The 21,953-nt window shown below is 60.8% G+C and carries 22 protein-coding genes, 1 other RNA gene and 1 pseudogene; 15 read left to right on the top strand and 9 right to left on the bottom strand.

Annotation, left to right across the window (positions count from 1 at the left end; translation table 11 throughout):
* Positions 1 to 317 precede the first annotated feature (317 nt).
* The 6 genes from LJ360_RS03505 to LJ360_RS03480 all read left to right on the top strand — a co-directional run bounded on the left by LJ360_RS03505 (position 318) and on the right by LJ360_RS03480 (position 6,802).
* The gene (locus LJ360_RS03505) at positions 318 to 1,280 is read left to right on the top strand and encodes an ABC transporter permease (RefSeq protein ID WP_091848742.1); all 963 of its coding nucleotides are present in this window, start codon (positions 318 to 320) and stop codon (positions 1,278 to 1,280) included.
* Entirely contained in the window at positions 1,270 to 2,268 is a 999-nt protein-coding gene (locus LJ360_RS03500) for an ABC transporter permease (RefSeq protein ID WP_264995262.1), read from the top strand. The genes LJ360_RS03505 and LJ360_RS03500 overlap by 11 nt, the downstream gene beginning before the upstream one ends.
* On the top strand, positions 2,265 to 3,302 hold the full coding sequence (locus LJ360_RS03495) for an ABC transporter ATP-binding protein (protein ID WP_264995261.1): 1,038 nt from the start codon (positions 2,265 to 2,267) through the stop codon (positions 3,300 to 3,302). Before LJ360_RS03500 ends, LJ360_RS03495 begins: the two co-directional genes overlap by 4 nt.
* Positions 3,295 to 4,326, top strand: a complete 1,032-nt coding sequence (locus LJ360_RS03490) for an ABC transporter ATP-binding protein (RefSeq protein ID WP_264995260.1) — start codon at positions 3,295 to 3,297, stop codon at positions 4,324 to 4,326. Before LJ360_RS03495 ends, LJ360_RS03490 begins: the two co-directional genes overlap by 8 nt.
* Positions 4,327 to 4,400: 74 nt before the next feature.
* Positions 4,401 to 6,101: an ABC transporter substrate-binding protein gene (locus LJ360_RS03485; protein ID WP_264995259.1), complete on the top strand. Its 1,701-nt coding sequence runs from the start codon at positions 4,401 to 4,403 to the stop codon at positions 6,099 to 6,101.
* An 80-nt stretch (positions 6,102 to 6,181) separates the two neighbouring features.
* Positions 6,182 to 6,802 carry a QsdR family transcriptional regulator gene (locus tag LJ360_RS03480; RefSeq protein ID WP_264995258.1) on the top strand — a complete coding sequence of 207 codons (621 nt, stop codon included), beginning with the start codon at positions 6,182 to 6,184 and terminating at the stop codon, positions 6,800 to 6,802.
* Here LJ360_RS03480 and LJ360_RS03475 read toward each other — a convergent pair.
* The 5 genes from LJ360_RS03475 to LJ360_RS03455 form a co-directional block, all read right to left on the bottom strand.
* Positions 6,791 to 7,699 carry a DUF808 domain-containing protein gene (locus LJ360_RS03475; protein WP_091848747.1) on the bottom strand — a complete coding sequence of 303 codons (909 nt, stop codon included), beginning with the start codon at positions 7,697 to 7,699 and terminating at the stop codon, positions 6,791 to 6,793. The two genes, LJ360_RS03480 and LJ360_RS03475, sit on opposite strands and share 12 nt — an antisense overlap.
* A gap of 102 nt (positions 7,700 to 7,801) precedes the next feature.
* Positions 7,802 to 9,016, bottom strand: coding sequence for a UbiH/UbiF/VisC/COQ6 family ubiquinone biosynthesis hydroxylase (locus LJ360_RS03470; RefSeq protein ID WP_264995257.1), 1,215 nt, complete (start codon positions 9,014 to 9,016; stop codon positions 7,802 to 7,804).
* Positions 9,013 to 10,293 carry a 2-octaprenyl-6-methoxyphenyl hydroxylase gene (gene ubiH, locus LJ360_RS03465; protein ID WP_264995256.1) on the bottom strand — a complete coding sequence of 427 codons (1,281 nt, stop codon included), beginning with the start codon at positions 10,291 to 10,293 and terminating at the stop codon, positions 9,013 to 9,015. The genes LJ360_RS03470 and ubiH overlap by 4 nt, the downstream gene beginning before the upstream one ends.
* Positions 10,294 to 10,339: 46 nt before the next feature.
* Positions 10,340 to 11,662: a Xaa-Pro aminopeptidase gene (pepP, locus tag LJ360_RS03460; RefSeq protein ID WP_264995255.1), complete on the bottom strand. Its 1,323-nt coding sequence runs from the start codon at positions 11,660 to 11,662 to the stop codon at positions 10,340 to 10,342.
* Between the two features lie 21 nt (positions 11,663 to 11,683).
* Complete coding sequence (locus tag LJ360_RS03455; RefSeq protein WP_091848751.1) at positions 11,684 to 12,295, bottom strand: UPF0149 family protein; 612 nt, start codon at positions 12,293 to 12,295, stop codon at positions 11,684 to 11,686.
* Between the two features lie 141 nt (positions 12,296 to 12,436).
* Between LJ360_RS03455 and LJ360_RS03450 the strand changes: the two genes are divergently transcribed.
* Positions 12,437 to 13,006 (top strand): DUF2796 domain-containing protein, encoded by a 570-nt coding sequence (locus LJ360_RS03450; protein WP_264995254.1) that lies wholly within the window; start codon positions 12,437 to 12,439, stop codon positions 13,004 to 13,006.
* Positions 13,007 to 13,051: 45 nt separating this feature from the next.
* Here the strand turns inward: LJ360_RS03450 and LJ360_RS03445 are convergent, their stop codons facing one another.
* Positions 13,052 to 13,588: a DUF3299 domain-containing protein gene (locus LJ360_RS03445; protein WP_264995253.1), complete on the bottom strand. Its 537-nt coding sequence runs from the start codon at positions 13,586 to 13,588 to the stop codon at positions 13,052 to 13,054.
* 124 nt (positions 13,589 to 13,712) lie between these two features.
* Here LJ360_RS03445 and LJ360_RS03440 point away from each other — a divergent pair, with 124 nt between their 5' ends.
* From LJ360_RS03440 to LJ360_RS03415, 6 genes and pseudogenes are all read left to right on the top strand, one after another.
* Positions 13,713 to 14,387, top strand: a complete 675-nt coding sequence (locus LJ360_RS03440; protein ID WP_264995252.1) for an ATP-binding cassette domain-containing protein — start codon at positions 13,713 to 13,715, stop codon at positions 14,385 to 14,387.
* Complete coding sequence (locus tag LJ360_RS03435) at positions 14,384 to 15,652, top strand: ABC transporter permease (RefSeq protein WP_264995251.1); 1,269 nt, start codon at positions 14,384 to 14,386, stop codon at positions 15,650 to 15,652. Before LJ360_RS03440 ends, LJ360_RS03435 begins: the two co-directional genes overlap by 4 nt.
* A 187-nt stretch (positions 15,653 to 15,839) precedes the next feature.
* Positions 15,840 to 16,046, top strand: coding sequence for a TIGR02449 family protein (locus tag LJ360_RS03430; protein ID WP_091848756.1), 207 nt, complete (start codon positions 15,840 to 15,842; stop codon positions 16,044 to 16,046).
* A pseudogene (locus LJ360_RS03425) lies at positions 16,046 to 16,374 on the top strand (cell division protein ZapA). Before LJ360_RS03430 ends, LJ360_RS03425 begins: the two are co-directional and overlap by 1 nt.
* Before the next feature lie 48 nt (positions 16,375 to 16,422).
* A non-coding RNA gene (gene ssrS / locus LJ360_RS03420) (6S RNA) lies at positions 16,423 to 16,603 on the top strand.
* Between the two features lie 24 nt (positions 16,604 to 16,627).
* Complete coding sequence (locus tag LJ360_RS03415) at positions 16,628 to 17,260, top strand: 5-formyltetrahydrofolate cyclo-ligase (RefSeq protein WP_264995250.1); 633 nt, start codon at positions 16,628 to 16,630, stop codon at positions 17,258 to 17,260.
* A 14-nt stretch (positions 17,261 to 17,274) separates the two neighbouring features.
* Here the strand turns inward: LJ360_RS03415 and LJ360_RS03410 are convergent, their stop codons facing one another.
* Positions 17,275 to 17,442 carry a hypothetical protein gene (locus LJ360_RS03410; RefSeq protein ID WP_177185976.1) on the bottom strand — a complete coding sequence of 56 codons (168 nt, stop codon included), beginning with the start codon at positions 17,440 to 17,442 and terminating at the stop codon, positions 17,275 to 17,277.
* Between the two features lie 240 nt (positions 17,443 to 17,682).
* Complete coding sequence (ilvA, locus tag LJ360_RS03405) at positions 17,683 to 19,212, bottom strand: threonine ammonia-lyase, biosynthetic (protein WP_264995249.1); 1,530 nt, start codon at positions 19,210 to 19,212, stop codon at positions 17,683 to 17,685.
* Between the two features lie 190 nt (positions 19,213 to 19,402).
* On the opposite strand from ilvA, the gene rpiA reads away from it, so the two are divergent.
* Together rpiA and ppa are read left to right on the top strand one after the other, a co-directional pair.
* Complete coding sequence (gene rpiA / locus LJ360_RS03400; RefSeq protein WP_091848759.1) at positions 19,403 to 20,083, top strand: ribose-5-phosphate isomerase RpiA; 681 nt, start codon at positions 19,403 to 19,405, stop codon at positions 20,081 to 20,083.
* Between the two features lie 112 nt (positions 20,084 to 20,195).
* The gene (gene ppa, locus LJ360_RS03395; RefSeq protein WP_264995248.1) at positions 20,196 to 20,726 is read left to right on the top strand and encodes an inorganic diphosphatase; all 531 of its coding nucleotides are present in this window, start codon (positions 20,196 to 20,198) and stop codon (positions 20,724 to 20,726) included.
* A gap of 63 nt (positions 20,727 to 20,789) precedes the next feature.
* On the opposite strand, the gene LJ360_RS03390 is transcribed toward ppa, so the two are convergent.
* Entirely contained in the window at positions 20,790 to 21,851 is a 1,062-nt protein-coding gene (locus tag LJ360_RS03390; protein WP_091848761.1) for a DUF2333 family protein, read from the bottom strand.
* Positions 21,852 to 21,953 lie beyond the last annotated feature (102 nt).

Below are 21,953 nucleotides of genomic sequence, written 5' to 3'. Positions count from 1 at the left end.
AATGCGAATTATTCTTATTTAAAACTGCATTTATAAATTATTGGCAAGCCCACTTCCATGACAACGAACAACTGACTTTCATCGCGCCCCGCACTCAATACTGGCGCAGGTTCCTCAGGAGTATCGACGCCCCTCCCTGAAACATTTGTGGATTTTTTTCCCTGATGGAACTTTTCAAGGAAAAGTTCGGCTGCTATACCTGAAAGAGTCAATGTTCCAGCAAGGTGCCGCCCCGACCTATAACAAAAAGGCACCCGGACCGGTCCAGCTTTTGCGGAGGCCGGACAATAACGATAACAACAAGACAGAGACAGCCTATGGGAACATATCTGCTTCGGCGCCTGCTGGCGCTGATTCCTACCCTGCTGATTGCCAGCATCCTGGTGTTCAGCGTGGTTCGCCTGGTGCCAGGCAACGTTCTCGACCTGATGCTCAGCGAGAACGATTACTCTGCCAGCAGCCACGACACCCGGGCCGACCTGGAAAGGGCCCTGGGCCTGGATGACCCCATCTACATTCAATATTTCGACTGGATCAGTGACATCGTGCTGCGCGGTGATCTCGGTGAATCCCTGTGGCGCAACACGTCGGTGAACACGGAGATTGCCGAACGACTGCCGGTGACCATTGAACTGGGGGTGCTTTCCCTGCTGATCGCGTTGTCCATTGCTATACCGGTGGGGGTGTACTCAGCGATACGCCAGGAGGCGCTGGGGGATCACCTGGGGCGAAGCTTCTCGATCATCGCCCTGGCGGTGCCGAACTTCTGGCTGGGCACCATGGTGGTGATCCTGCCGGCCATGTGGTGGGGGTGGTCACCGCCCAACACGATCGAACCCTTCTTCAGTGATCCCATCGAGAACCTCAAGGTGTTCCTGGTACCCAGCCTGATCCTGGGGGCTTCCCTCTCCGCTGTGGTGATGCGGATGACCCGCACCATGATGCTGGAGGTGCTGCGCCAGGACTACATCCGCACCGCCTGGGCCAAGGGCCTGCGGGAGCGCAAGGTGGTGCTCCGCCACGCGGTCAAGAACGCCATGATTCCGGTCATCACGCTGGTGGGCATCCTGGTGCCCATCCTGTTTGGCGGCACGGTCATCATTGAGCAGATTTTCCGCCTGCCCGGCATCGGCCAGCTGTTACTGGATTCAGTGAGCAACCGGGATTACCCCATCATCACCGGCATTTTCCTGATTTCCGGGGTGATGGTGATGCTGGTCAACCTGCTGGTGGACCTCTGTTACGGACTGCTGGACCCGAAGGTGCGCTATGACGACTGAAACCACTCCCGCCGCCGTAACCACCCGCGCCACCACAACGCCCCCTCTGCGGGAGCGCCTGGGCGACAACAAGGTGCTGGGTTTTATCGGACGACTGATCAAACAGCGGCCCATGGGAGCCTTTGGCGCCGCCATCTGTATCCTGTTACTGCTGACCGGCATCTTCGCCAATGTAATCGCCCCCGAGGGCTACAACCACATCAACCCCATTGACCGTCTCAAGCCGCCCTCGGCGGAATACTGGCTGGGCACCGACCAGCTGGGCCGCGACCTCTTTGCCCGTATCGTCCATGGCGCCCAGTTGTCAGTGATCGTTGCCTTTGCGGCCACCACCCTGTCCATCGTGATCTCGGCCGTCATCGGCATCACCAGTGGCTATTTCGGCGGGCGCTTCGACATGGCCAGCCAGCGGGTCGTGGACGGCTGGATGTGCTTTCCGGACCTGATCATCCTGATTGTCGCCGTGTCGGTACTGGGGCCCGGCACCTGGCAGGTCATTCTTATACTGGGGCTACTGTTCGGTATTTCCGGCTCCCGGATAGTGCGCAGCTCGGTATTGAGCGTGAAACAGAACATCTATATCCACGCGGCCCAGTCCATGGGTGCGTCCACCCTGCGCATCCTGGTGATGCATATCCTGCCCAACGTCATGGCCCCCATCATTGTCCTGTTTACCACCCGGCTGGCGGCCGTCATCCTGGCGGAATCCGGCCTGAGCTTCCTGGGTCTGGGCATTCCCCCACCCGCGCCGAGTTGGGGTGGCATGCTGAGTCTCGACGGTCGCAGCTATATGTTCCAGGCGCCCTGGCTCGCCATCGTCCCGGGGGTTGCGCTCACCATCGCCGTCTTCGGCATCAATATGTTCGGCGATGCCCTGCGGGACATGCTCGATCCACGCATGAAAGGCGCCGGCTCCGGGCGCTATGTAGCGGCAGTCAGGCGCGACCGCCCCTCTTCCATGAAACCTGCCGGAGGTAACGCCCGATGAGCGAGGCCATCGCCAACCATCCCCTGGGCAGCGCAATCGACGGGAGCGCGCCTGGAACCACCAGTGCGCTGTTGCAGGTCGACAGCCTGCGGACCGTGTTTCGCCAGGGCCGTAGAGAGGTAAAGGCCGTGGATGGTGTTTCTTTCTCCGTCGCCCGGGGCGAAACCCTGGCCATTGTCGGTGAAAGTGGCTCCGGCAAGAGTGTCACCGCCATGTCCCTGCTGCGTCTGATACCCAGCCCTCCGGGGGAGATCATCGACGGAGATGTGTTCTTTGACGGACGCAACTTGCTGGACATGACCGAGGATGAACTGCGGGATATCCGGGGCAATGAAATCGCCATGATCTTCCAGGAGCCCATGACCTCCCTGAACCCGGTACTGACGGTCCGCCAGCAGCTGGCAGAGCCCATGCGCGTGCACCACAAGGTAAAGGAAGAGGATATCGAAGCCCGTTGCCTCGACCTCTTGCGCCAGGTACGCATCCCGGACCCGGAAACCCGGCTGGACGCCTACCCGCACCAGTTCTCCGGCGGCATGCGACAGCGGGTCATGATCGCCATGGCGCTGGCCTGCGAGCCACGGTTACTGATCGCCGACGAGCCCACCACCGCGCTCGATGTGACGGTACAGGCCCAGATCCTGGAACTACTGAAAGACCTCACCCGCCAGCACGGCTCGTCAATGATCCTGATCACCCACGATCTGGGTGTGGTCGCCCGCTACGCCGACCGTATCAATGTCATGTATGCCGGACGGGTGGTTGAGTCCGGTACCGCCCTGGAAATCTTCGAGCAGCCCCGCCACCCCTACACCCTTGGCCTGATCAATTCCATGCCCCGGCTGGACGCATCGGAGAAGGCACGGCTGATCCCCATCGAGGGCCAGCCGCCGGATCTGGGCAACCTGCCGCCGGGATGCCCGTTCTGTCCACGCTGCCCGTTTGCGGTGGACCAGTGCCGCCGGGAGGACCCGCCCCTGGAGCCATACCAGGGCCAACACCTGAAAGCTTGCTGGGTGAATGTCGATGAGTGATACACCGTTACTGGAAGTCCGCAACCTCAAGGTTCATTTCAAGCTGCCGGGAACCCTGCTGCGCCCCAAATCCGGGGGCTCGGTGAAGGCCGTCGACGGCGTGAGCTTTCACCTTAACCGGGGCGAGACCCTGGGGCTGGTGGGTGAAAGCGGTTGCGGCAAGTCCACCACAGGTATGGCGGTGCTGAGGATGACGCCGGTCAGTGGCGGAGAGATTCTCCTGGAAGGGGAGGACATCACTCACCTCAACGGTCGGGCATTGCGCCCCCTGCGCAGGCGCATGCAGATGATCTACCAGGATCCGTTTGGCGCCCTGGACCCACGAATGCGGGTGCTGGACATCATCGGTGAACCCCTGAAAGTCCACAAACTGATTACTGGCCGAAAAGCCTACCGCCAGGAGGTGCTGCGCCTGATGGACCTGGTAGGCTTGCTGCCAGACATGTGCGAACGCTACCCCCATGAGTTTTCCGGTGGCCAGCGCCAGCGTATCGGTATTGCCCGGGCCCTGGCGGCGCAACCGGATGTAATCATCTGTGACGAACCCGTCTCGGCACTGGACGTATCGATCCAGGCCCAGATCATCAACCTGCTCAAGGACCTGCAGGAGGAGCTGGGACTGACCTACCTGTTCGTCGCCCATGACCTGGCGGTGGTCCGGCACATCTGCGACCGGGTGATGGTGATGTACCTTGGGCATGTGGTTGAGGTGGCAGACAGCGAAACCCTCTATACCAACCCCCAACATCCCTACACCCAGGCGCTGCTGTCCGCCATTCCCATACCCGATCCCAGGGCCGAATCCCGGCGGGAGGTAGACCCTTCCATCGAGGGCGAAGTACCCAGCCCGGTGAATCCCCCCAGTGGCTGCCCTTTCCATCCCCGCTGTAAACACGCGACCGAGGTCTGCAAGCAAGTAGCACCAACCCTGCAGGATACCGAAGACGGCCATGCGGTTTCCTGCCACCTCTATGAACCACAACCCGAGGCCGAACCCAGCACAAGAGTTGCTTCCATGGCGTAGCTAGCGCCTGAAAGCAATGTGGAGTGCGCCTGCACTTCTCACACAACGAGGAAAAGGTGAGACCTATGCACCCGATGAAAACAACAAGAAAGCACCTCCTGACGGCTGCTATCGCAGCTACCCTTCCCCTGGGCGCCCTGGCGGAGGCTCCGCCGGATGATCCTGGCGGCATGGTCAATGTTGCCAACATCTACTTCACACTGGACGCGGTCACCTGGGACACTTCCAAGTGGAACTGGAAAGCCAACCACGACATGCTGTTCATGGATCACCTGATCATGGGCGATTTGCAATACGGTCCCCGGGGCAGCAACGAGAATGACTTCATTGCCCAGGCCTTCATTCCGGAACAGCACTACACCGGCGACCTGGCCGAGAGCTGGGAAGTGAAACACGACCCACTGCGTATCGAGTTTACCCTGCGTGAAGGTGTCTACTGGCAGGCGAAAGAGGGCGTCATGGAGCGTCGCGAGGTAGTCGCCGAGGATATCATCAACCACTTCGAGACCATGAAGGCCAGCGACCGCTACATTCCCACCTACTGGGACTTCATTGATGAGTGGAAAGCCGAGGGTGACCGCAAGGTCGTGGCCTACCTCAACGAGTTCAACGGCAACTGGGGTTACCGGATCGGCTGGGGCTACTACGACGGCATCATGCCCCCCGAATGGCATAACCTCAGTGGCGAGCAGCGGGCCGACTGGCGCAATGCCACTGGCACCGGCCCGTACATGCTGACCGAGGTGAACCGCGGTCGTGAACAGGTCTACAAGGCCAACGAGGACTACTGGGACACCACAACCATTGACGGCAAAACCTATGACCTGCCGCTGAACGACGGTGTGGTCTACAACATCATCAAGGACGAAGCCAGCTCTATCGCTGCCCTGCGCAGTGGCCAGGTCGACATCCATGAGTCCGTACGCTGGCAGTTTGTGGATGAACTGAAGAAGACCGCGCCGGATCTCAAGTTCAAGAGTGCACTGCGAACAGAAGGCACCTACATCGCCCTGCGCACAGACAAGGAACCCTTCAATGACGTGAGGGTGCGCCGCGCCATGAACCTGGCGGTGGATCAGCGTGCCATCCAGCAATCCCTGCTCAACGGCGAGGGTGCGCTGCTGAACTACCCGTTCTCCCAGCGCTGGGAGTCACTGTATACCCCGCTTGAGGAACTGTCAGAAGAAGCCCAGGCCATGTTCGGGCACGATCCGGAAAAGGCCAAGGCCCTGCTCGCGGAAGCCGGTTACCCCGACGGGCTCGAGTTTGACCTGCAGGTCTGCTCCTGTGACCCCTACCACGTGGACATGGTGGCCATGCTGCAGGCCTATTACCAGATGGCTGGCATCACCATGAACATCAAGACCCTGGAATACGGCGCCTTCCGTTCCCAAATGCGGGATGAGAACCAGGCCGATGGTTACCTGATGGATAACGGTGAGGGCAACCCGTTCTCGGTGCTGCGCAAAAGTTACCTGACTGACCAGACCTGGAATCCGTCATTCTACGCCGATGAAACCTTCGATAAAATGTGGAACACGGCACTCCACGAGACAGACGTGGACAAGCAGAACGAGATGCTGCGGGAAATGAACGAGTACATCATCGAGGAAGCGGTGCCCCAGGTATGGTTGCCGACCCAGGAGTTCTATATCGCCTGGTGGCCCTGGGTGAAAAACTACCACGGTGAACTCCGGGTGGGTGCGGTGCGTCCCGCCCCCATCTATGCCCGTATCTGGATCGACGAGGAACTCAAGGAAGAAATGGGCTACTGATCCGCCCCCCGGGTGCCACAGGAGGTGACACCCGGGCCTTATTCCACCAGGGTTTATCCGGATGTTGTCAGGGAGGATCCATGACAGACCAGCCAATAACACCACTAAGCCAGTTCGTCGAGCACCCCAGCCAGCGGGCCACACCGCTCGATGTACTGAAGGAAGCCCGTCGCCGGTGGCTGCGGGGAGAACGCATCAGCCTCAACGAACTGGCCGAGACCGTCGGCATCGGCCGCACCACCCTGTTCCGCTGGGTGGGCACCAAGGAATTGCTGATGGCCGAAATCATGTGGTCGCTCTACGAGCCAACCCTGCAAGAGGCCCGCAAACAGGCCTGTGGCTCGGGGGCAGAGTACATCGCCAATATCTGCCGTTTCACCATGACAGCGGTCATCAACTCACGGCCCCTGCGGCAGTTTATCAGTGATGATCCACAGTTCGCCCTGCAGATACTCACCTCGACGCGCCTGCTCCAGGAGCGACGGCTGAACGCCATGAAGCAACTACTGACGGAAGAGACTGAGAAGGGCACGATCGATCCAGGCCTGGAAATCGACAGCCTGGCACTGGTCATTATCCGCCTGACCGAATCCTTCACCTACAGCGACCTGATCGTTGGCCGGCCACCCGCCATTGACGAGGCCTGCAAAGCGATTCGTACCCTCTGCGGTGACCGCCAGCAACCTCACTCAGCTGCCTGAGCGTAAACGGCCGATTCCGCTGATGACGGCGACCAGCACCGCGCCGGCCAGCACACCGACGGCACCATCCGCCAGTACCGGACCGAGGGTGCCCATGAAGGAACCGAGCCCTGCTGTCTGCTCTCGGATCCAGGCGTAAAGCGGATGTATACCGTGGACCAGGATACCACCGCCTACCAGGAACATGGCGGCGGTGCCTACCACTGAGAGGCCTTTCATCAGCCAGGGTGCGGCGGTCAGAATTCCTGACCCGATAGCCTGTGCCGTGGAGGAGGTTTTTCCGGACAGGTGCACACCAAGGTCATCCAGCTTGACGATGCCCGCCACCAGACCATAGACACCTACCGTGACCGCCGCCGCAATGACCACCAGTACCGTAAGCTGCATGGTTATGGGCTGGTCACTCACGGTACCCAGGGTAATGGCGATAATTTCGGCCGACAGGATAAAGTCCGTGCGGATCGCGCCCTTGATTCTGTCCTTCTCGAGGGCCTTGAGATCCTTACCCGGATCGGCGACGGCCTCACGTAACGCCTCCCGGTGTTCGGCCTCTTCCTTGCTGTGCAACCACTTGTGGACCAGCTTTTCGAAGCCTTCATAACAGAGGAACGCACCACCGAGCATCAGTAACGGCGTAATCAGCCAGGGCAGGAAGAAACTGATGGCCAGGGCCAGGGGAACCAGGATGACCTTGTTGATGGCCGAACCCTTTGCCACGGCCCAGACCACCGGCAACTCCCGGGCAGGCCTGACACCGGTCACCTGCTGGGCGTTCAGGGCCAGGTCATCCCCCAGTACGCCAGCGGTCTTCTTGGCGGCGACCTTGGTCATAACGCTGACGTCGTCGAGGAGGGTGGCTACATCATCAAGCAGGGTAAGCAGGCTGGCGCCGGCCATGGCAGTGATCTCCTTTCAAGCGTTCCAAATCCGGTGACGGACAGGGCAGGCATGTCAGTGAATCGACCAGGACAACTCCATCCCGTGCGATCCGTTTGATCGTCATAATCCCATAGCACGGGCTGCAACCTGGTTTTTCAACGGCTCTGCCCTGTCCAGCCAGCGCATACCGGTGCTGCGCAACCAGCGCAGGGGCAGTTCATCGCGGGCAAAGAGTTGCTTGAAACCCTCCATCGCCGCCATCATCGCCAGGTTCTCGCCCTTGCGGCGACGCTGATAGCGCTGCAGCAGCATCAGGTCGCCCGGCGATTCCTGCCGCTCCATGGCCCGTTGCAGTTCGGCCAGCAAGGCGATCACGTCACCATAGCCAAGGTTCGCGCCCTGCCCCGCCAGCGGGTGGATGGTGTGGGCAGCGTCACCGATCAGGGCAAGCCCGGGTTGCACATACTGCTTGCTGTGGCGCTGGCGCAGGGGAAAGGCATGGCGCTTTGAAACCGCTTCCACCGCACCCAGCCGCCCCTCGAGAGCCCTGCCCAATACGGTGCAGAAGGGTTCGCCCTCCAGGGACAGCAGTTCCCGGGCGCGGTCCGTATCCTGGGACCAGACGATGGAGCAGAAGTGACCGCTATCGTTAGCGTCATCGCTTCGCAGGGGCAGGAACGCCAGCGGACCAGTAGCGGTGAAGCGCTGCCAGGCAGTGTTCTCATGGGTCCGTTCGGTCCGCACGGTGCAGACGATGGCTTCCTGGTCGTAATCCCACTCCCGGGTGGGTACCCCGGCCCATTGGCGGATCCGGGAATGCGCGCCGTCAGCACCCACGACCAGGGCCGCGGTCAGTTGCTCACCGCCGGACAGCTCCAGCCGCCATCCCTGCTCACAGCTTGCCATGCCAGTCACCGACTGGCCGTCAAAACAGTTTAGCTCAGATGCTTCCACCTGCAGGAACAGCCCCCGGACCAGGTTACGATTCTCGATAATGGTGCCCAGTGACGGAGCGCCCAGTTCATCTGCCTCGAAACGGATACGGCCAATGGCCTCCCCATCCCAGACATCCATGGCGGTGTAGGGACAATGGCGAGTTTCGGTGGCCCTTTGCCACGCGCCCAGCTGTTCCAGCAGGCGCTGACTGGCCAGGGAGATAGCGCTGACCCGGGGCTCAAAGTCATCCACGCCGGCGGCTTCAGCCGGTGTCGCGGTCAGGGATGACAGTGGTGCGGTTTCCACCAGTGCCACCCGCCAGCCCTGGGTCGCTGCACCGAGTGCCAGTGCGCTACCGGTCATGCCGCCGCCGACAACGGCGATGTCGAAATGGCTCATTGCCAGTGCTCCTCCCTGCGATCCGCAGCCTTGCCACCGGTGCCCAGCCCCATGGCCTGGCGGGCAAACCAGCGCTTGGCGCCGGGCACGATATCCAGCCCGGCCAGGCCGGCACTGCGGGCAATACCAGGTGCCGGATACTGGCCACCGAACAGGCGCACCAGGGTGTCCGAGAAGCCCACTGTCTGACGCTGGTCGGCTTGGTGAGCTTGCTGGTAACGGGCCAGGACCTGCAGATCGCCGGGGGAACGGCCGGCCTGACTGGCCAGGCGGAAAGCCTCCACCAGGGCCATCAGCCCCCGCAATGCCAGGTTGAAGCCCTGGCCGGCCACCGGGTGCAGGGAATGGGCGGCGTTACCCACAAGCGCCACACCGGGGCGAATGGTTTCGCGGGCCAGGGTTAGCGACAGGGGGTAATGGTGAGGCTCGCCAAAGCGGGTAAAACGCCCCAGCCGCCAGCCGAAGGCCGCCTGCAGGCGCTGGCAGCGTGTGGCGTCGTCCAGCGCGAGAATGTCGTCCAGCGCCACCGGTGACAGCGTCCACACCAGCGCGGAACGGTGACCGGGCTCAGGGCCGCCCACCTGGGGCAAGAGTGCCATGGGCCCCCGGTCAGTAAAGCGCTCCCAGGCGGTGCCCTGGTGGGGGAGTTCGGTACTGACATTGGCGATCAGGGCAAACTGATCGTAGTCTTCCCGGGTCACCTCAATACCGAGGGCTTCACGCAGGCCCGAGCGGCCGCCATCGGCGACCACCAGGCAGCGGGCGTTGAGGACTTCCTCCTGCCCTTCGTCGCCTTCGCTGCCCTCTCTGACCGTGACCTGGACACCGCCTTCCCGGGTAGTCACCGAGGTGGCCCGGGCCGGCGCCAGCCATCGGATCGCTGACTCTGCACGCAGGGCATCCATCAGGCAAAGGCCCAGCCAGCGGTTGTCCGCCACATAGCCCAGCGCAGGCTGGTGATGATCCTCGGCCGCCAGCCGGGTTACCCCCAGGCGCCCACGCTCGGACACGTGGATATGACGAATGGCTGCTGCCTGTTGCTCGATAGCTGACCACAGACCGAGATGTTCAAAGATCTGGCGGGAGCCCCAGGAAAGTGCCGTGGAGCGGGCGTCGTAACTGGGCTGGTAATCCGTCGGGGCCGGTTGCTCTGACAGCGGAAACGCTTCCACCACCGTCACCCGGTAATCCGGAATCAGGCGGGCAATTGCCAGCGCCAGGGTGGCACCGGCCAGCCCGCCACCGGCAATCAGTATGTCCGTCTCAAAGGTCTGCATGGGGTTCCGGACCGGCTCCTGTTACTCTGCTAGTAAAGCGACGCTATCAGGCCTCTGCCATCAGGGCTTCCACTTCGGCGATATTCTTGGGCACCGCATCCGTGAGCACCCGGCAGCCATCCCTGGTGACAGCCACGTCGTCTTCGATACGGATACCGATGCCACGCCACCGGGGGTCTACATCCATATTGTCCGGGGCGACATACAGTCCGGGTTCCACGGTAAGTACCATGCCCGGTTCCAGTACACGCCAGGCGTCCCCGACCTTGTAGTCACCCACATCATGCACGTCCATACCCAGCCAGTGGCCGGTACGGTGCATGAAGAAAGGCCGGTACGCCTCTTTTTCCAGTGCCTCCGCCAGGGAACCCTGGATCAGCCCCAGGTCGATAAGGCCCTGGGTCAGTACCTCAAGGGCAGCCTCGTGTGGCATGTTCCAGTGATTGCCCGGGCGAACCGCATCAATGGCCGCATACTGGGCTTCCAGCACCACTTCATAGAGCGCCCGCTGGGGCTCGCTGAAGGTGCCGCTCACCGGGAAGGTGCGGGTGATATCCGAGGCATAGCAATCCAACTCGCAACCGGCATCGATCAGCACCAGGTCGCCCTCTTTCAGCGGGGCGCTGTTCTCGATGTAGTGAAGTACACAACCATTGGCACCGGAGCCGACAATGGACGGATAGGCGGTGTTGCGGGCGCCGTGTTCCATAAAGGTATGGATCAGCTCAGCTTCCAGCTGATATTCATAACCGCCCTTGCGGGCGCGCTTCATGGCCCTGCAGTGGGCTTCTGCACTGATCTGGCCGGCCTTGGCCATAACCTTGATCTCGTTGGCGCTTTTGTAGAGGCGTAGATCGTGGAGCAGGTGCTCCAGCGCCACAAACTCACCGGGGGGCTGGGCCCCTGCCCGCACCTTGCTGCGGATCAGCTTGATCCAGTCCATGACCCGGGCATCGAATGCCTGGTCCCGCCCCAGGGGGTAATAGACCCGGCTGCGGCCTTCGATCATGCCCGGCAGGATGTCGTCGATATCGGCAATCGGGAAGGCGTCGTCCAGGCCGTAGTGTTCGATAGCGCCGTCGGGACCGGTAATGGAGCCGTCCCATTGCTCCTTCTCCGGGTTGCGCTCCCGGCAGAAAAGCACCGACTCGCCATGCTCACGCCCCGGAATCAGCACCACCACAGCCTCGGGCTCACCAAAGCCGGTCAGATACTGGAAATCGCTGTCCTGGCGGAACGGGAAGAGGACGTCCCGGTTACGGGTACACTCCGGGGCCGCTGGCAGGATGGCAATGCTGTCCTTCGCCATCAGCTCCATCAGCCGGCGCCGGCGCTCGGCGTGTTCATTCATCGGAATCCACGGACTCATAGGGTCTCCTGGTACGGGCTGTCAGTGCAGGGTCTGGCCTGCGGAAGGCGGTGTCTGCTCCGGGGGATTGAATTCGGTAAATACGGAAATCACCCCCAGGCGGACGTACTCGGTGATGTCGTTGAGCTGGACTTCCGAGGCCTCGTCACCATCGTCGGCCTCTTCTACCTGACTGATAGCCACCAGGTCCTCGATCAGTTCACGGATCTCGTCAGGGGCTTCTCCCAGGCGCTGACCGGCAGCGAGGGCCATACCCTCAAGAAAACCCCGCACCCACGCGGAAAGGGCCTGCAGGCGCTGGTCAAACGCGTAGTCATCTTCCGGCAGCAGCGGCTGGAACGCCATGTCAGTAGCGCGCAACCGGTCGAGGGTCTGGTGATAGGCCTCGTCCATAAAGGCCGGCAACTCCGGCGGCAGGTCATCGTCGCTGGTCAGTGCACCCGGGGCGATACCAACGTGTTCACACACTACCTCGAGCCATTGTTGCTCACTGAGGCGGGCACCTGCTGCCAGCCGGCCGCAGAGGCCGCCATGAAGTTCAGAGGGATGGCTGAACGCCCGACAACGGGTGAAAAGATTCGCCCAGCCTTCGAAATCGTCGGTACGGGAACCCGGGGCTGCGTTATCAGTCATTAAAGCGCTTTACCTGTTCGCTGAGTGGGTTTCCAATCCTACCATTTCCGCCAGGACTGCGGCACATCCGGGCAAAATTCCTTGACCTTGATCGATGCATCAGTAAATTATGTTATAACATTTCACTTTGGGACAGATTCCATGGCCATGTCCACCGTCAGAAACCTCGCCCTCACCTTCACGCTGTCGTCCCTGTTGCTACCGGTTACCGTCTATGGCCAGGATGGCCAGAGGGCACATGTCCACGGGGCAGCGCAGCTGCAGGTGGCCATTGAAGACAACTCCGCCGAGCTGATCCTGCGCACACCGGCTGCCAACCTGGTTGGATTCGAACACGCACCCCGGGGCTCTGGGCAGGAGAAGGTTCGTAAGGACGCCCTTCAATGGCTGGAAATCAATGCGCTGATCCAGACGCCAGCCAATGACTGTGCGGTCAGTGCCGCCAGCATTCACCAGATCGGGGGAGTGGGCCATGACCACGGGCACGACCATGATCACGGCAACGGCGATGGCCCGAAAGAAAGCGGACACAGCGATGTCGAGGTCACTCAACGGCTCAGCTGCGACAGTGCGTTGTCGGGAACCTTGTCAGTGCCGCTGATGGAACGCTTCCCCGGCATTGAAAGTCTGTCAGTGGACTGGATCACAGCCACCGGTCAGGGTCACAGCGAACTGAAAGCGGGGGAAACCGCTCTCACCCTGTCACGATAAAGCCCCATCAGTCACAGGAGCCGGCCTGAACACAACAGGGCCGGCTTATAACATGCTGTCAGCGTCGTCCATTTCGTACAGTTCTACCTCTTCGCTGACCAACGTGTAGGATGCGGCGGCAATATCATTTTCCACAGACTCGGTTTTCAGGGTGCCCTGCACCCAGACAGGCTCATAGAGCGCGCCAAGGGTAAAACCGGGCTTGTAGGTAACATGGATAATCTGGTTCGGCGGCGGAGGTGGCACATGGATACAGGCACCGTAGTAGGGCACCAGGAAGAACTCCACAATACGCTGGTCGCTTCCAATCGTTTTCAGCGGCACCACAAAACCGGGGATGCGGACTTCAACGCCGTCCATCTCAGGCACCACCCGACCGGTCATGATCTCGTCCGGGAGCTCTACCGGACCATCACCCTCGTGCTCGATCTGCGGCAGACTTTCCAGCAGCCGAAGGTCCTCCTCAGGCATAAGCTCGAGCCAGTCCAGCTCTCGCCATTGGCCATGGGCGCTGCCCGCAAACAACAGGAGCACCAGCACCGCGAACCGGAACAGCAACACAGCTCGGGGGAATATCGCCATGAAAAGTCTCCTGCAATCGAAAAAAGGGGCCGGACAACCTCAACAGCCGGCAGGCCGGGGTATCATGCCACGGCGACACGATGCTTCCCATGACCATTGAACGGAAATCAGGTTCCCGACGCCGATGATCATCAAAACCACCAACCTTTGCTGGCAATGGCCGCGACAAACCGCCCGGCTCCGCTTTCCGGATATCTCGTTGCCGGCCGGCGAGCACCTGTTTATCCATGGGCCCAGCGGCAGCGGCAAGACCACCCTGCTGAGTCTGCTCAGCGGCCTGAACCGGGCCACCCTGGGCAGCATCCGGGTTCATGGCCAGGACCTGGCCCGCCTGTCCGGTAGTGCCAGGGACCGCCTGAGAGCGGACCGCACCGGTGTCATCTTCCAGCAGTTTAACCTGGTGCCCTACCTGTCAGCCCTGGACAACGTCACCCTGCCGTGCCGGTTGTCCAGGCATCGCCGACAACAGGCCGGTGATCCCGCAGATGCAGCCCGCCAGTTGATGACCGCGCTCGGGCTCCCTGTGGAAACCTTCACCCGCAAGGCACCGGAACTGAGCACCGGTCAGCAACAGCGGGTAGCCGCAGCCCGGGCCCTGATCGGTGCGCCACCACTGATCCTGGCCGATGAACCTACCTCGGCCCTGGACGTGGTAAACCGTGACCGGTTTGTGGCGCTCTTGCTGGAGCAGGCAGCCCGTACCGGATCCAGTGTTGTGTTCGTCAGTCACGACCCAGCCCTGGCCAGCCACTTCGGCAACCACCTGGAATTGCTGACCGACACGGAGGCGACCCCATGAAGCCATCCCTGGCCCTTTCCCTGGCCACAGCCAGCCTCTGGCATCGCCGTCGCATACTGCTGCTGGTCACCCTGACCCTGACCCTCAGTGTTTCCCTGCTTCTCGGCGTCCAGTACCTGCGCACGGAGGTTCGCCAGTCTTTCAACAGTGCGGTGTCCGGCACCGACCTGATTATCGGCGCCCGCAGTGGCGAACTGAACCTGCTGCTGTATAGCGTGTTCCATATCGGCCACGCCACCAACAACCTGGGCTGGAACTCGTTCCAGGAACTGGCTGGGGATGACCGTATCGACTGGTTAATCCCCCTGTCCCTGGGGGACAGTTACCGGGGCCATCGCGTGGTGGGCACGGACAGGCGCTTCCTGGATCACTATCAATACGGAGACGACCAGCCGCTGCAACTGGTCAAAGGCCAGTGGTTCAGCGACGTATTCGAAGTCGTGCTGGGCGCCCAGGTGGCGCGCACCCTCGGTCATCGGACGGGCGACGAGATCGTACTGTCCCATGGAGGGGGACGCACCAGCTTCGTGAAACATGACCAGCACCCGTTCCGGGTGAGCGGTGTCCTTGCTGCTACCGGAACGCCGGTGGACCGGGGCGTGTATGTGAGCCTGGAGGGACTGGAGGCGATTCATATCGGGTGGGAAGCCGGTGTACCCGCTCCCGGTCGCACGCTTTCGGCGGACGCCGCACGCATCCGGGAACTGACGCCGGACACCATTACCGCCGCCCTGGCCGGAATCAAGCGGCAGATACTCACCTTCCAGGTGCAACGGGACATCAACCAGTATGCCGGGGAGCCCTTATCCGCCATCCTTCCGGGCGTTGCACTGGCCCAACTGTGGCAGGTGCTCGGGCAGTTCGAACTGCTCCTGATGGGCATTACAGCTTTCGTGGTTGTGATCAGCCTGACGGGCCTGGTGACGGTGTTACTGACCCTGCAAACCCATCGCCACCAGGAAATCGCCGTGCTGAGAGCCAATGGTGCATCGCCTTCCCTGATCGCCAGCCTCTACCTGCTGGAATGTACCGGGCTTGCCGTCACGGCCACGGTGCTGGCCACCGGTCTCTGGTACCTGGTGCTGCTGGCCGTCACACCCTGGCTCCTGGATACCTTTGGCCTGGCCATTAACCTGAGGGCACTCACCGGGGTGGAGAGCCTGCTCCTGCTCTCGGTACCCCTGGCTGGACTGGTGGTCGGTGCCATACCGGCCATCAAGGCCTGGCGCCTCGGCAACCGGCCGTCCGGTTGGGCGGCAGAATAACTTCGCCGGGGAATACCGTCGCCCGGGATGGGACGCGAGTCACACCAAGATGACAGACTGGCAAATTGACCCGTTTCGATAGCCCACTTATAGTTGGTCGAGTATGGTGTGAAAGCGCCAGTGAATGAAGTGCCAGACCGAAAGGGGCCACTGGTGACCAAATGCCCCGTCACGTAGCGGAATGTCTATGGAACAGTCAGATTTGCAGGCCATGGCGGAGAAGCTGGACCGCCTGATTGAGCGCTGTCGCAAGCTGGAGCAGGATAACGCTGCCATGCGCGAGCTTCAGGACGAATGGAACCGGGAGCGGGCGCAACTCATCCAGCGCAACGACCTGGCCAAGAACCGCATAGAAGCCATGATTGGCCGCCTTCGGGCCCTGGAGCACCACTGATGTCGAAGTCCCCCACTACGGTCGAAGTCAGCATCCTCGACAAGGATTACCTGGTCGCCTGTCCTGTAGACCAGCAGGATGCCCTGCGCCGGGCAGCCCGCCACTTGGACAGCAAGATGCGGGAAATCCGCACAACGGGCAAGGTGCTGGGCACGGAGCGCATCGCCGTTATGGCCGCCCTGAACATTACCCATGAGCTGCTCGAGGACTCCAGCATGTCCGGCGCCGCTGATGACCTGCTCAGTCCATGGACGAAAAGCTGGACAGCGCCCTCGGTGGCAGCCAGCCTGCAACAGATTCTGGCAATAGCCGAGATAACAGAAATTAAACCGTTAACGGTTGCATCCGCCCCGGCCTGTACCCGTATAATGGATTCAACTTCCTGGGCTGTTCGCTGGTCGGATACGTCCTCGAGCCGATGCGCAACACCCAGGTGGCTACTTCAGGGCATTGTGAGCAAGTCCCCCGCGAAGGGGAAAGCCTGATATGTCACAGCGGCCACCACCTTGAACCCTGGGTTCAAGGGCCACATCCGATAACGGCAGCCCGGGAAGCTTATTTCATTTAACCCTGCCGTTGACGTGACGCACACTTTCCAGAATCTTTCAGATTTCGAGCCAGACACCGCCCGGGACCGCAAGGCCCTGCGCCGGCACTTGCGCCAGGCGCGCCGGGAGCTCAACCCCCAGCAACAACAAGACGCTGCCATTGGCCTTGCCAACACGCTGCGAAAGCACCCCAGAGTGATGGGTGCCCGGCATATAGGCCTGTACCTGCCCAACGACGGCGAGATTGACCCCGGCCTGTTCATGGCCCAGAGCCAGCGGCGAGGCATGCACTTCTACCTGCCGGTACTGCACCCCATTCATTCCGGCCAGCTGGCATTCTGTCGTTACGACGCCGCCACCCCAATGGCCCCCAATCGCTTTGGCATACCTGAGCCGGTTTTCCACAGCCGCCGCATTCGACCGGCCTGGTCGCTGGATGTGGTGCTGATGCCACTGGTGGGATTTGATGAAGAAGGCGGCCGCCTGGGAATGGGGGGAGGTTTCTACGACCGCAGCTTTGCGTTTACCCGGATACGTCCAAGGCTTCGACCCACCCTGATCGGGCTGGCCCATGAACTGCAGAAAGTACAGAAATTACCGGTGGAACCCTGGGATATACCGCTGGATGCAGTTGTGACCGACCACAGGATCTACAGGACGGACTAAAGCAAGGGGGCTACTCAGCCTTCGCTGCGCTGACCGCTCAGCCACTGCCCCTGGGCGCTGATTTCAGCAGGAATGACCCGGGGTTCGTCCTCAGAAACCCCGAAAGACGTCAGCCCGGTCGCCGCCAGCCCTATTACGAATAACAGAACCACCGTACGAATCATGTCCGGCTTGCGCCTCATTGCCTCTCCTCCACGAATGAGCTGACCGCTCAACCCAGCGACCGTTATCGTTGTTTTAAACGCCCGCTTTTTCCAATAAAACAGGCGCCTGCCGACAACTCCAAGAATTGACGAAAGCGTAACACTTATCCGGGAATTTACAATTTTTAAAAATTACAATTTGTAAATCCTATAGCGCAGTTTCTTGCAGCCGGTAATTTGCCTGTATCCCACCGCAACACCAAGACCGGATCTAGGGACTCAGACGCCGTTACCTGCACCCAGGAACAGGCGATAGGCTTCATTATCGGTTTCATTGGTATAACGGAAGCCGACACGATCCAGCATGGCTTCGAAATCTGCCAGCTCACCCTCCTGAACCTGGGCACCCATAAGCACGCGACTGTAGGCTGCACCATGGTTGCGGTAATGAAACATGGAGATATTCCAACGGGTCCCCAGGGACATCAGGAACTTCAACAGGGCGCCAGGGCGCTCCGGGAATTCGAACTGGAATACTTTCTCATTGGCAACGGACGGCGCATGGCCGCCCACCATATGGCGGATATGCTGCTTGGCCAGGTCACTGTCGGTCAGGTCAACCACCTGGTAGCCGTCTTCCCGCAAACTCTGAACCAGTTCCTCACGGCCGTGGCCTCCTGCCTGGACCTGGATCCCGACAAAGATCCGCGCCACCTCGTTATCGGAATAGCGGTAGTTGAACTCGGTGATGCTGCGCTTGTGCAGCGCATTGATGAACGTCTTGAAGGCACCGGGCCTTTCAGGAATGGTCACCGCCAGGATGGCCTCGCGCTTCTCGCCCACTTCCGTCCGTTCGGAAATGTACCGCAGGCGGTCAAAGTTCATATTTGCACCACTGAGAATACCGGCCAGGTTCTCACCCTCCAGCTGCTCCCGCTCCACGTACTTCTTGATACCCGCCACAGACAGGGCGCCGGCGGGCTCGCTGATGGAGCGGGTATCCTCGAAGATATCCTTGATGGCCGCGCAGATCTCGTCGGTGGATACGGTGATCACCTCATCGACGTTGTCCTTGCAGATTTCCCAGGATGCCTCGCCGATCTGCTTCACCGCCACTCCATCAGCGAAGATGCCTACCTCATCCAATACCACCCGCTCGCCGGCAGCCATGGCGGCCTGCAGACAGTTGGAATCCTCCGGCTCCACGCCGATTACCTTGATTTCGGGGCGCAGATACTTGATGTACGCAGCCATGCCTGCGATAAGACCGCCACCACCTACCGGGATGAACACGGCGTGCAGGTTATGGGAGAACTGCCACATCATCTCCATGGCCACAGTACCCTGCCCGGCGATGACGTCCGGATCATCGTATGGGGGGATGTAGGTGTAACCGTGCTTGGCAATCAACTCCTGGGCGTGGGCGGCGGCCTCGTCAAAGGCATCGCCCTTTAGCACCACCTTCGCCCCCCGGTCACGCACTGACCTCACCTTGATGTCCGGAGTGGTCTGGGGCATCACGATCACCGCCTTGATGCCAAGCTTCTTCGCCGCCAGCGCGACACCCTGGGCGTGGTTGCCCGCCGATGCACAGATGACGCCATTGGCTTTCTGGGCATCCGACAACTGGGCAATTCGGTTATAGGCACCACGAATCTTGAAAGAGAATACCGGTTGCAGGTCTTCACGCTTGAGAAAGATCTGGTTTCCCAGGCGTTTGCTGAGACTGCGGGCTTCGGTCAACGGGGATTCGATGGCCACATCGTAAACCCGCGCATCAAGAATCTTTTTGATGTAGCGTTGCGGCATGGTGCGTACTGTCCGGTCAGGGTTGGTAAGGCGTTGATTGAGCTGCCCCGGGGCCGGGGCAAACATACAGTGTAGGAAGTTTGCACCACCCGCGTCTATAACCGGGCAGCCAGGCAAGGCTATAATAACCACCCCGCGCCGCCCAGGCGCTGCACCCACTCAGACATTCGCCACCCATCCGGAGGCCAGCATGACACAGGACGAACTCAAGCAAGCCGTCGCCAGGGCCGCACTGGACTACGTTGCACCACGGCTGGACCGGGACAGCGTGATCGGTGTCGGCACCGGTAGCACCGCCAATTTCTTTATCGATTACCTGGCGGAAGTGCGCAACGACTTCGACGGTGCTGTTGCCAGCTCCGAGGCCACCGCCGAGCGACTGAAGCAACACGGGATTCCGGTCTACGACCTCAACACCGTCAGCGAGCTGGAGTTTTATGTTGACGGTGCGGATGAAACCAATGACAGGCTGGAGCTGATCAAGGGCGGCGGTGCGGCCCTGACCCGGGAGAAAATCGTTGCCGCTGTGGCGAAGACCTTTGTCTGCATTGCAGACGAGTCCAAGCGCGTGGACATACTGGGTGCCTTTCCGCTTCCGGTGGAGGTTATCCCCATGGCCCGGAGCCATGTGGGCCGCCAGATCGTCAAGCTCGGCGGTGACCCGGTGTACCGGGAAGGCGTGGTCACCGACAACGGCAACATTATCATCGACATTCACAACATGGACCTTTCCCGTCCTGTCGATGCTGAAGAACGACTGAACCAGATTGTCGGCGTTGTCACCAATGGCCTGTTCGCCCGGCGCCCGGCGGATGTCCTTTTACTGGGGACTGCCGACGGGGTCAGGACCATCAAACGTGATGACATCTGATATCGCGCCCTGCCGACCTTCGTTGAGTTTCGGTTGCGCCACGATGTCCGTATAATGTCGCGCACTTTTTCACCGCAGTTTCTTGATTCATTCTTTCAGAGAAGGACCCGACATGAACTTTGATCACATCCCCGCCGGCAAGAACCCGCCCGAAGATATCTACGTGGCCATCGAAATCCCGGCCAACAGCTCACCGGTGAAATACGAGATCGACAAGGACATGGGCGCCGTCATGGTGGACCGCTTCATGACCGCCCCCATGTTCTACCCGGCCAACTACGGCTTTATCCCCCACACCCTGGCGGACGATGGCGACCCCCTGGATGTGCTGGTCATCACCCCCTATCCGGTTCAGCCCGGTTCGGTCATCCGCTGCCGCCCGGTTGGTGTGCTTAACATGGAAGACGAAGCCGGCGGTGACGCCAAGCTGGTAGCCGTCCCCCACGACAAGCTCACCAAGGCCTACACCGACGTCAAGGACATCAACGACGTGCCCCAGTTGCTGCGGGATCAGATCCAGCACTTCTTCGAGAACTACAAGACTCTTGAGCCCGGCAAGTGGGTCAAGGTTCAGAATTGGGACAACGCGGCAGCCGCCCGCAAGGCCATCGAGGAGTCCGTGGCCAACTACCAGGGCAAGTAATTCCGCCCTGTGACAAAAAACCGGGCTCAACGGCCCGGTTTTTTTGTGTCTGGAAGATGGTGCTCACCCCTGGGAGAGCAATTCCCGCAGGTCAGTAATCGCCGAGTTGGCACGGGCGAGGTAGGCCGCCATGGTCAGGGAGTGGTTGGCGAGGATACCAAAGCCACTACCGTTAAGGATCACAGGGCTCCACATCTGGGCCTGGGATTCCTCCAGCTCGATAATGATCTGCCGGACGCTGGCCTGGGCGTTCTTGTCGGCCAGCACCTTGCGGAAGTCCACCTCAATGGCCCGGAAGATATGCAACAGGGCCCAGGAAGTGCCCCTGGCCTCATAGAATACGTCATCGATCTCGAGCCAGGGCGTTTTCACGTCGCTGGTGGGTTCCTCATCCACCAGCGGGTCAACGTTCTGAATGCCGGCCAGCGCTTCGGTAACCTCCGGTTTGCCAACGCTTTCGCTCAGCGTCCTGGACAGGCTGCCAAGGCGGGTTTCCAGGTCCGCCAGCCAGCTGTTGAGATTATCCGCCCGGGCATAGAACTGGGCCTCCGGCCGCTGCGGGTCGGAAAGCCGGTTCAGGTAGCTTTCCAGCGCCCGGATACCCCGGCGGTACTCTCCCTCGGTTGACGGCAGCGCCCAGCTTTCACTGTCAAAGTGGAACTGGGGTTCGGCGACGGTCAGGTCCGGATCTTCGGCCGACTGGCTCTGGGAACGGCTGATGGTCTGGCGCATGGCCCTGGAAAGATCCCGCAGCTGCACCAGTACGCCGTACTCCCAGGCAGGCGTATTGTCCATCCACAGCCCCGGCGGAAAGATATCGTTGGATATATAACCGCCCGGCTTGTCCAGAAGGGTTTCGGCAACACGGATCATGGTGGCCGTGGTGGCAAAACCGGTCACCGGCTCGCGTCCCATGTCATTGGCCAGGGTTCGGGTATGCTCCCTCACCGAGAAGGTGTCCGGCTCACTGCTCCAGATCATTCCCAGAATGATGGTAACCAGCAGATAGAGCACCACGACCACGACAACAATCTTGCCGATGGAACGCCCTTTACCCGCCGTTGCGGAGGAGCCCTGATAACCCGATCCACTGCCAGAGAAGAGGGATTTGAGTCGGTTAAACATAGTCACTGTCCTGTGCCGATGAACCAGAAGTCCGGGCTCAAAGATGAATGATTTATCAGGTTTTTGCAATGCCGGCAGTGAGTTAGCCATGCTCGTCCTGAC

The organism is Marinobacter sp. AN1, from assembly GCF_026013985.1.
GTDB classification, from domain to species: domain Bacteria; phylum Pseudomonadota; class Gammaproteobacteria; order Pseudomonadales; family Oleiphilaceae; genus Marinobacter; species Marinobacter segnicrescens.
Note: the sequence above shows the minus strand (reverse complement) of the source record. Positions and strands in the feature narration are given on the sequence as shown.

What these genes read in the sequence shown, in the direction of transcription:
- LJ360_RS03480 (WP_264995258.1), top strand. Translation starts at nt 6,182, where the DNA reads ATGACAGACCAGCCAATAACACCACTAAGCCAGTTCGTCGAGCACCCC.
- LJ360_RS03440 (WP_264995252.1), top strand. Translation starts at nt 13,713, where the DNA reads ATGATCATCAAAACCACCAACCTTTGCTGGCAATGGCCGCGACAAACC.
- LJ360_RS03485 (WP_264995259.1), top strand. Translation starts at nt 4,401, where the DNA reads ATGAAAACAACAAGAAAGCACCTCCTGACGGCTGCTATCGCAGCTACC.
- LJ360_RS03430 (WP_091848756.1), top strand. Translation starts at nt 15,840, where the DNA reads ATGGAACAGTCAGATTTGCAGGCCATGGCGGAGAAGCTGGACCGCCTG.
- pepP (WP_264995255.1), bottom strand. Translation starts at nt 11,662, where the DNA reads ATGAGTCCGTGGATTCCGATGAATGAACACGCCGAGCGCCGGCGCCGG.
- LJ360_RS03435 (WP_264995251.1), top strand. Translation starts at nt 14,384, where the DNA reads ATGAAGCCATCCCTGGCCCTTTCCCTGGCCACAGCCAGCCTCTGGCAT.
- ilvA (WP_264995249.1), bottom strand. Translation starts at nt 19,212, where the DNA reads ATGCCGCAACGCTACATCAAAAAGATTCTTGATGCGCGGGTTTACGAT.
- LJ360_RS03445 (WP_264995253.1), bottom strand. Translation starts at nt 13,588, where the DNA reads ATGGCGATATTCCCCCGAGCTGTGTTGCTGTTCCGGTTCGCGGTGCTG.
- rpiA (WP_091848759.1), top strand. Translation starts at nt 19,403, where the DNA reads ATGACACAGGACGAACTCAAGCAAGCCGTCGCCAGGGCCGCACTGGAC.
- ubiH (WP_264995256.1), bottom strand. Translation starts at nt 10,293, where the DNA reads ATGCAGACCTTTGAGACGGACATACTGATTGCCGGTGGCGGGCTGGCC.
- LJ360_RS03505 (WP_091848742.1), top strand. Translation starts at nt 318, where the DNA reads ATGGGAACATATCTGCTTCGGCGCCTGCTGGCGCTGATTCCTACCCTG.
- LJ360_RS03475 (WP_091848747.1), bottom strand. Translation starts at nt 7,699, where the DNA reads ATGGCCGGCGCCAGCCTGCTTACCCTGCTTGATGATGTAGCCACCCTC.
- LJ360_RS03410 (WP_177185976.1), bottom strand. Translation starts at nt 17,442, where the DNA reads ATGAGGCGCAAGCCGGACATGATTCGTACGGTGGTTCTGTTATTCGTA.
- ppa (WP_264995248.1), top strand. Translation starts at nt 20,196, where the DNA reads ATGAACTTTGATCACATCCCCGCCGGCAAGAACCCGCCCGAAGATATC.
- LJ360_RS03390 (WP_091848761.1), bottom strand. Translation starts at nt 21,851, where the DNA reads ATGTTTAACCGACTCAAATCCCTCTTCTCTGGCAGTGGATCGGGTTAT.
- LJ360_RS03495 (WP_264995261.1), top strand. Translation starts at nt 2,265, where the DNA reads ATGAGCGAGGCCATCGCCAACCATCCCCTGGGCAGCGCAATCGACGGG.
- LJ360_RS03500 (WP_264995262.1), top strand. Translation starts at nt 1,270, where the DNA reads ATGACGACTGAAACCACTCCCGCCGCCGTAACCACCCGCGCCACCACA.
- LJ360_RS03450 (WP_264995254.1), top strand. Translation starts at nt 12,437, where the DNA reads ATGGCCATGTCCACCGTCAGAAACCTCGCCCTCACCTTCACGCTGTCG.
- LJ360_RS03470 (WP_264995257.1), bottom strand. Translation starts at nt 9,016, where the DNA reads ATGAGCCATTTCGACATCGCCGTTGTCGGCGGCGGCATGACCGGTAGC.
- LJ360_RS03455 (WP_091848751.1), bottom strand. Translation starts at nt 12,295, where the DNA reads ATGACTGATAACGCAGCCCCGGGTTCCCGTACCGACGATTTCGAAGGC.
- LJ360_RS03490 (WP_264995260.1), top strand. Translation starts at nt 3,295, where the DNA reads ATGAGTGATACACCGTTACTGGAAGTCCGCAACCTCAAGGTTCATTTC.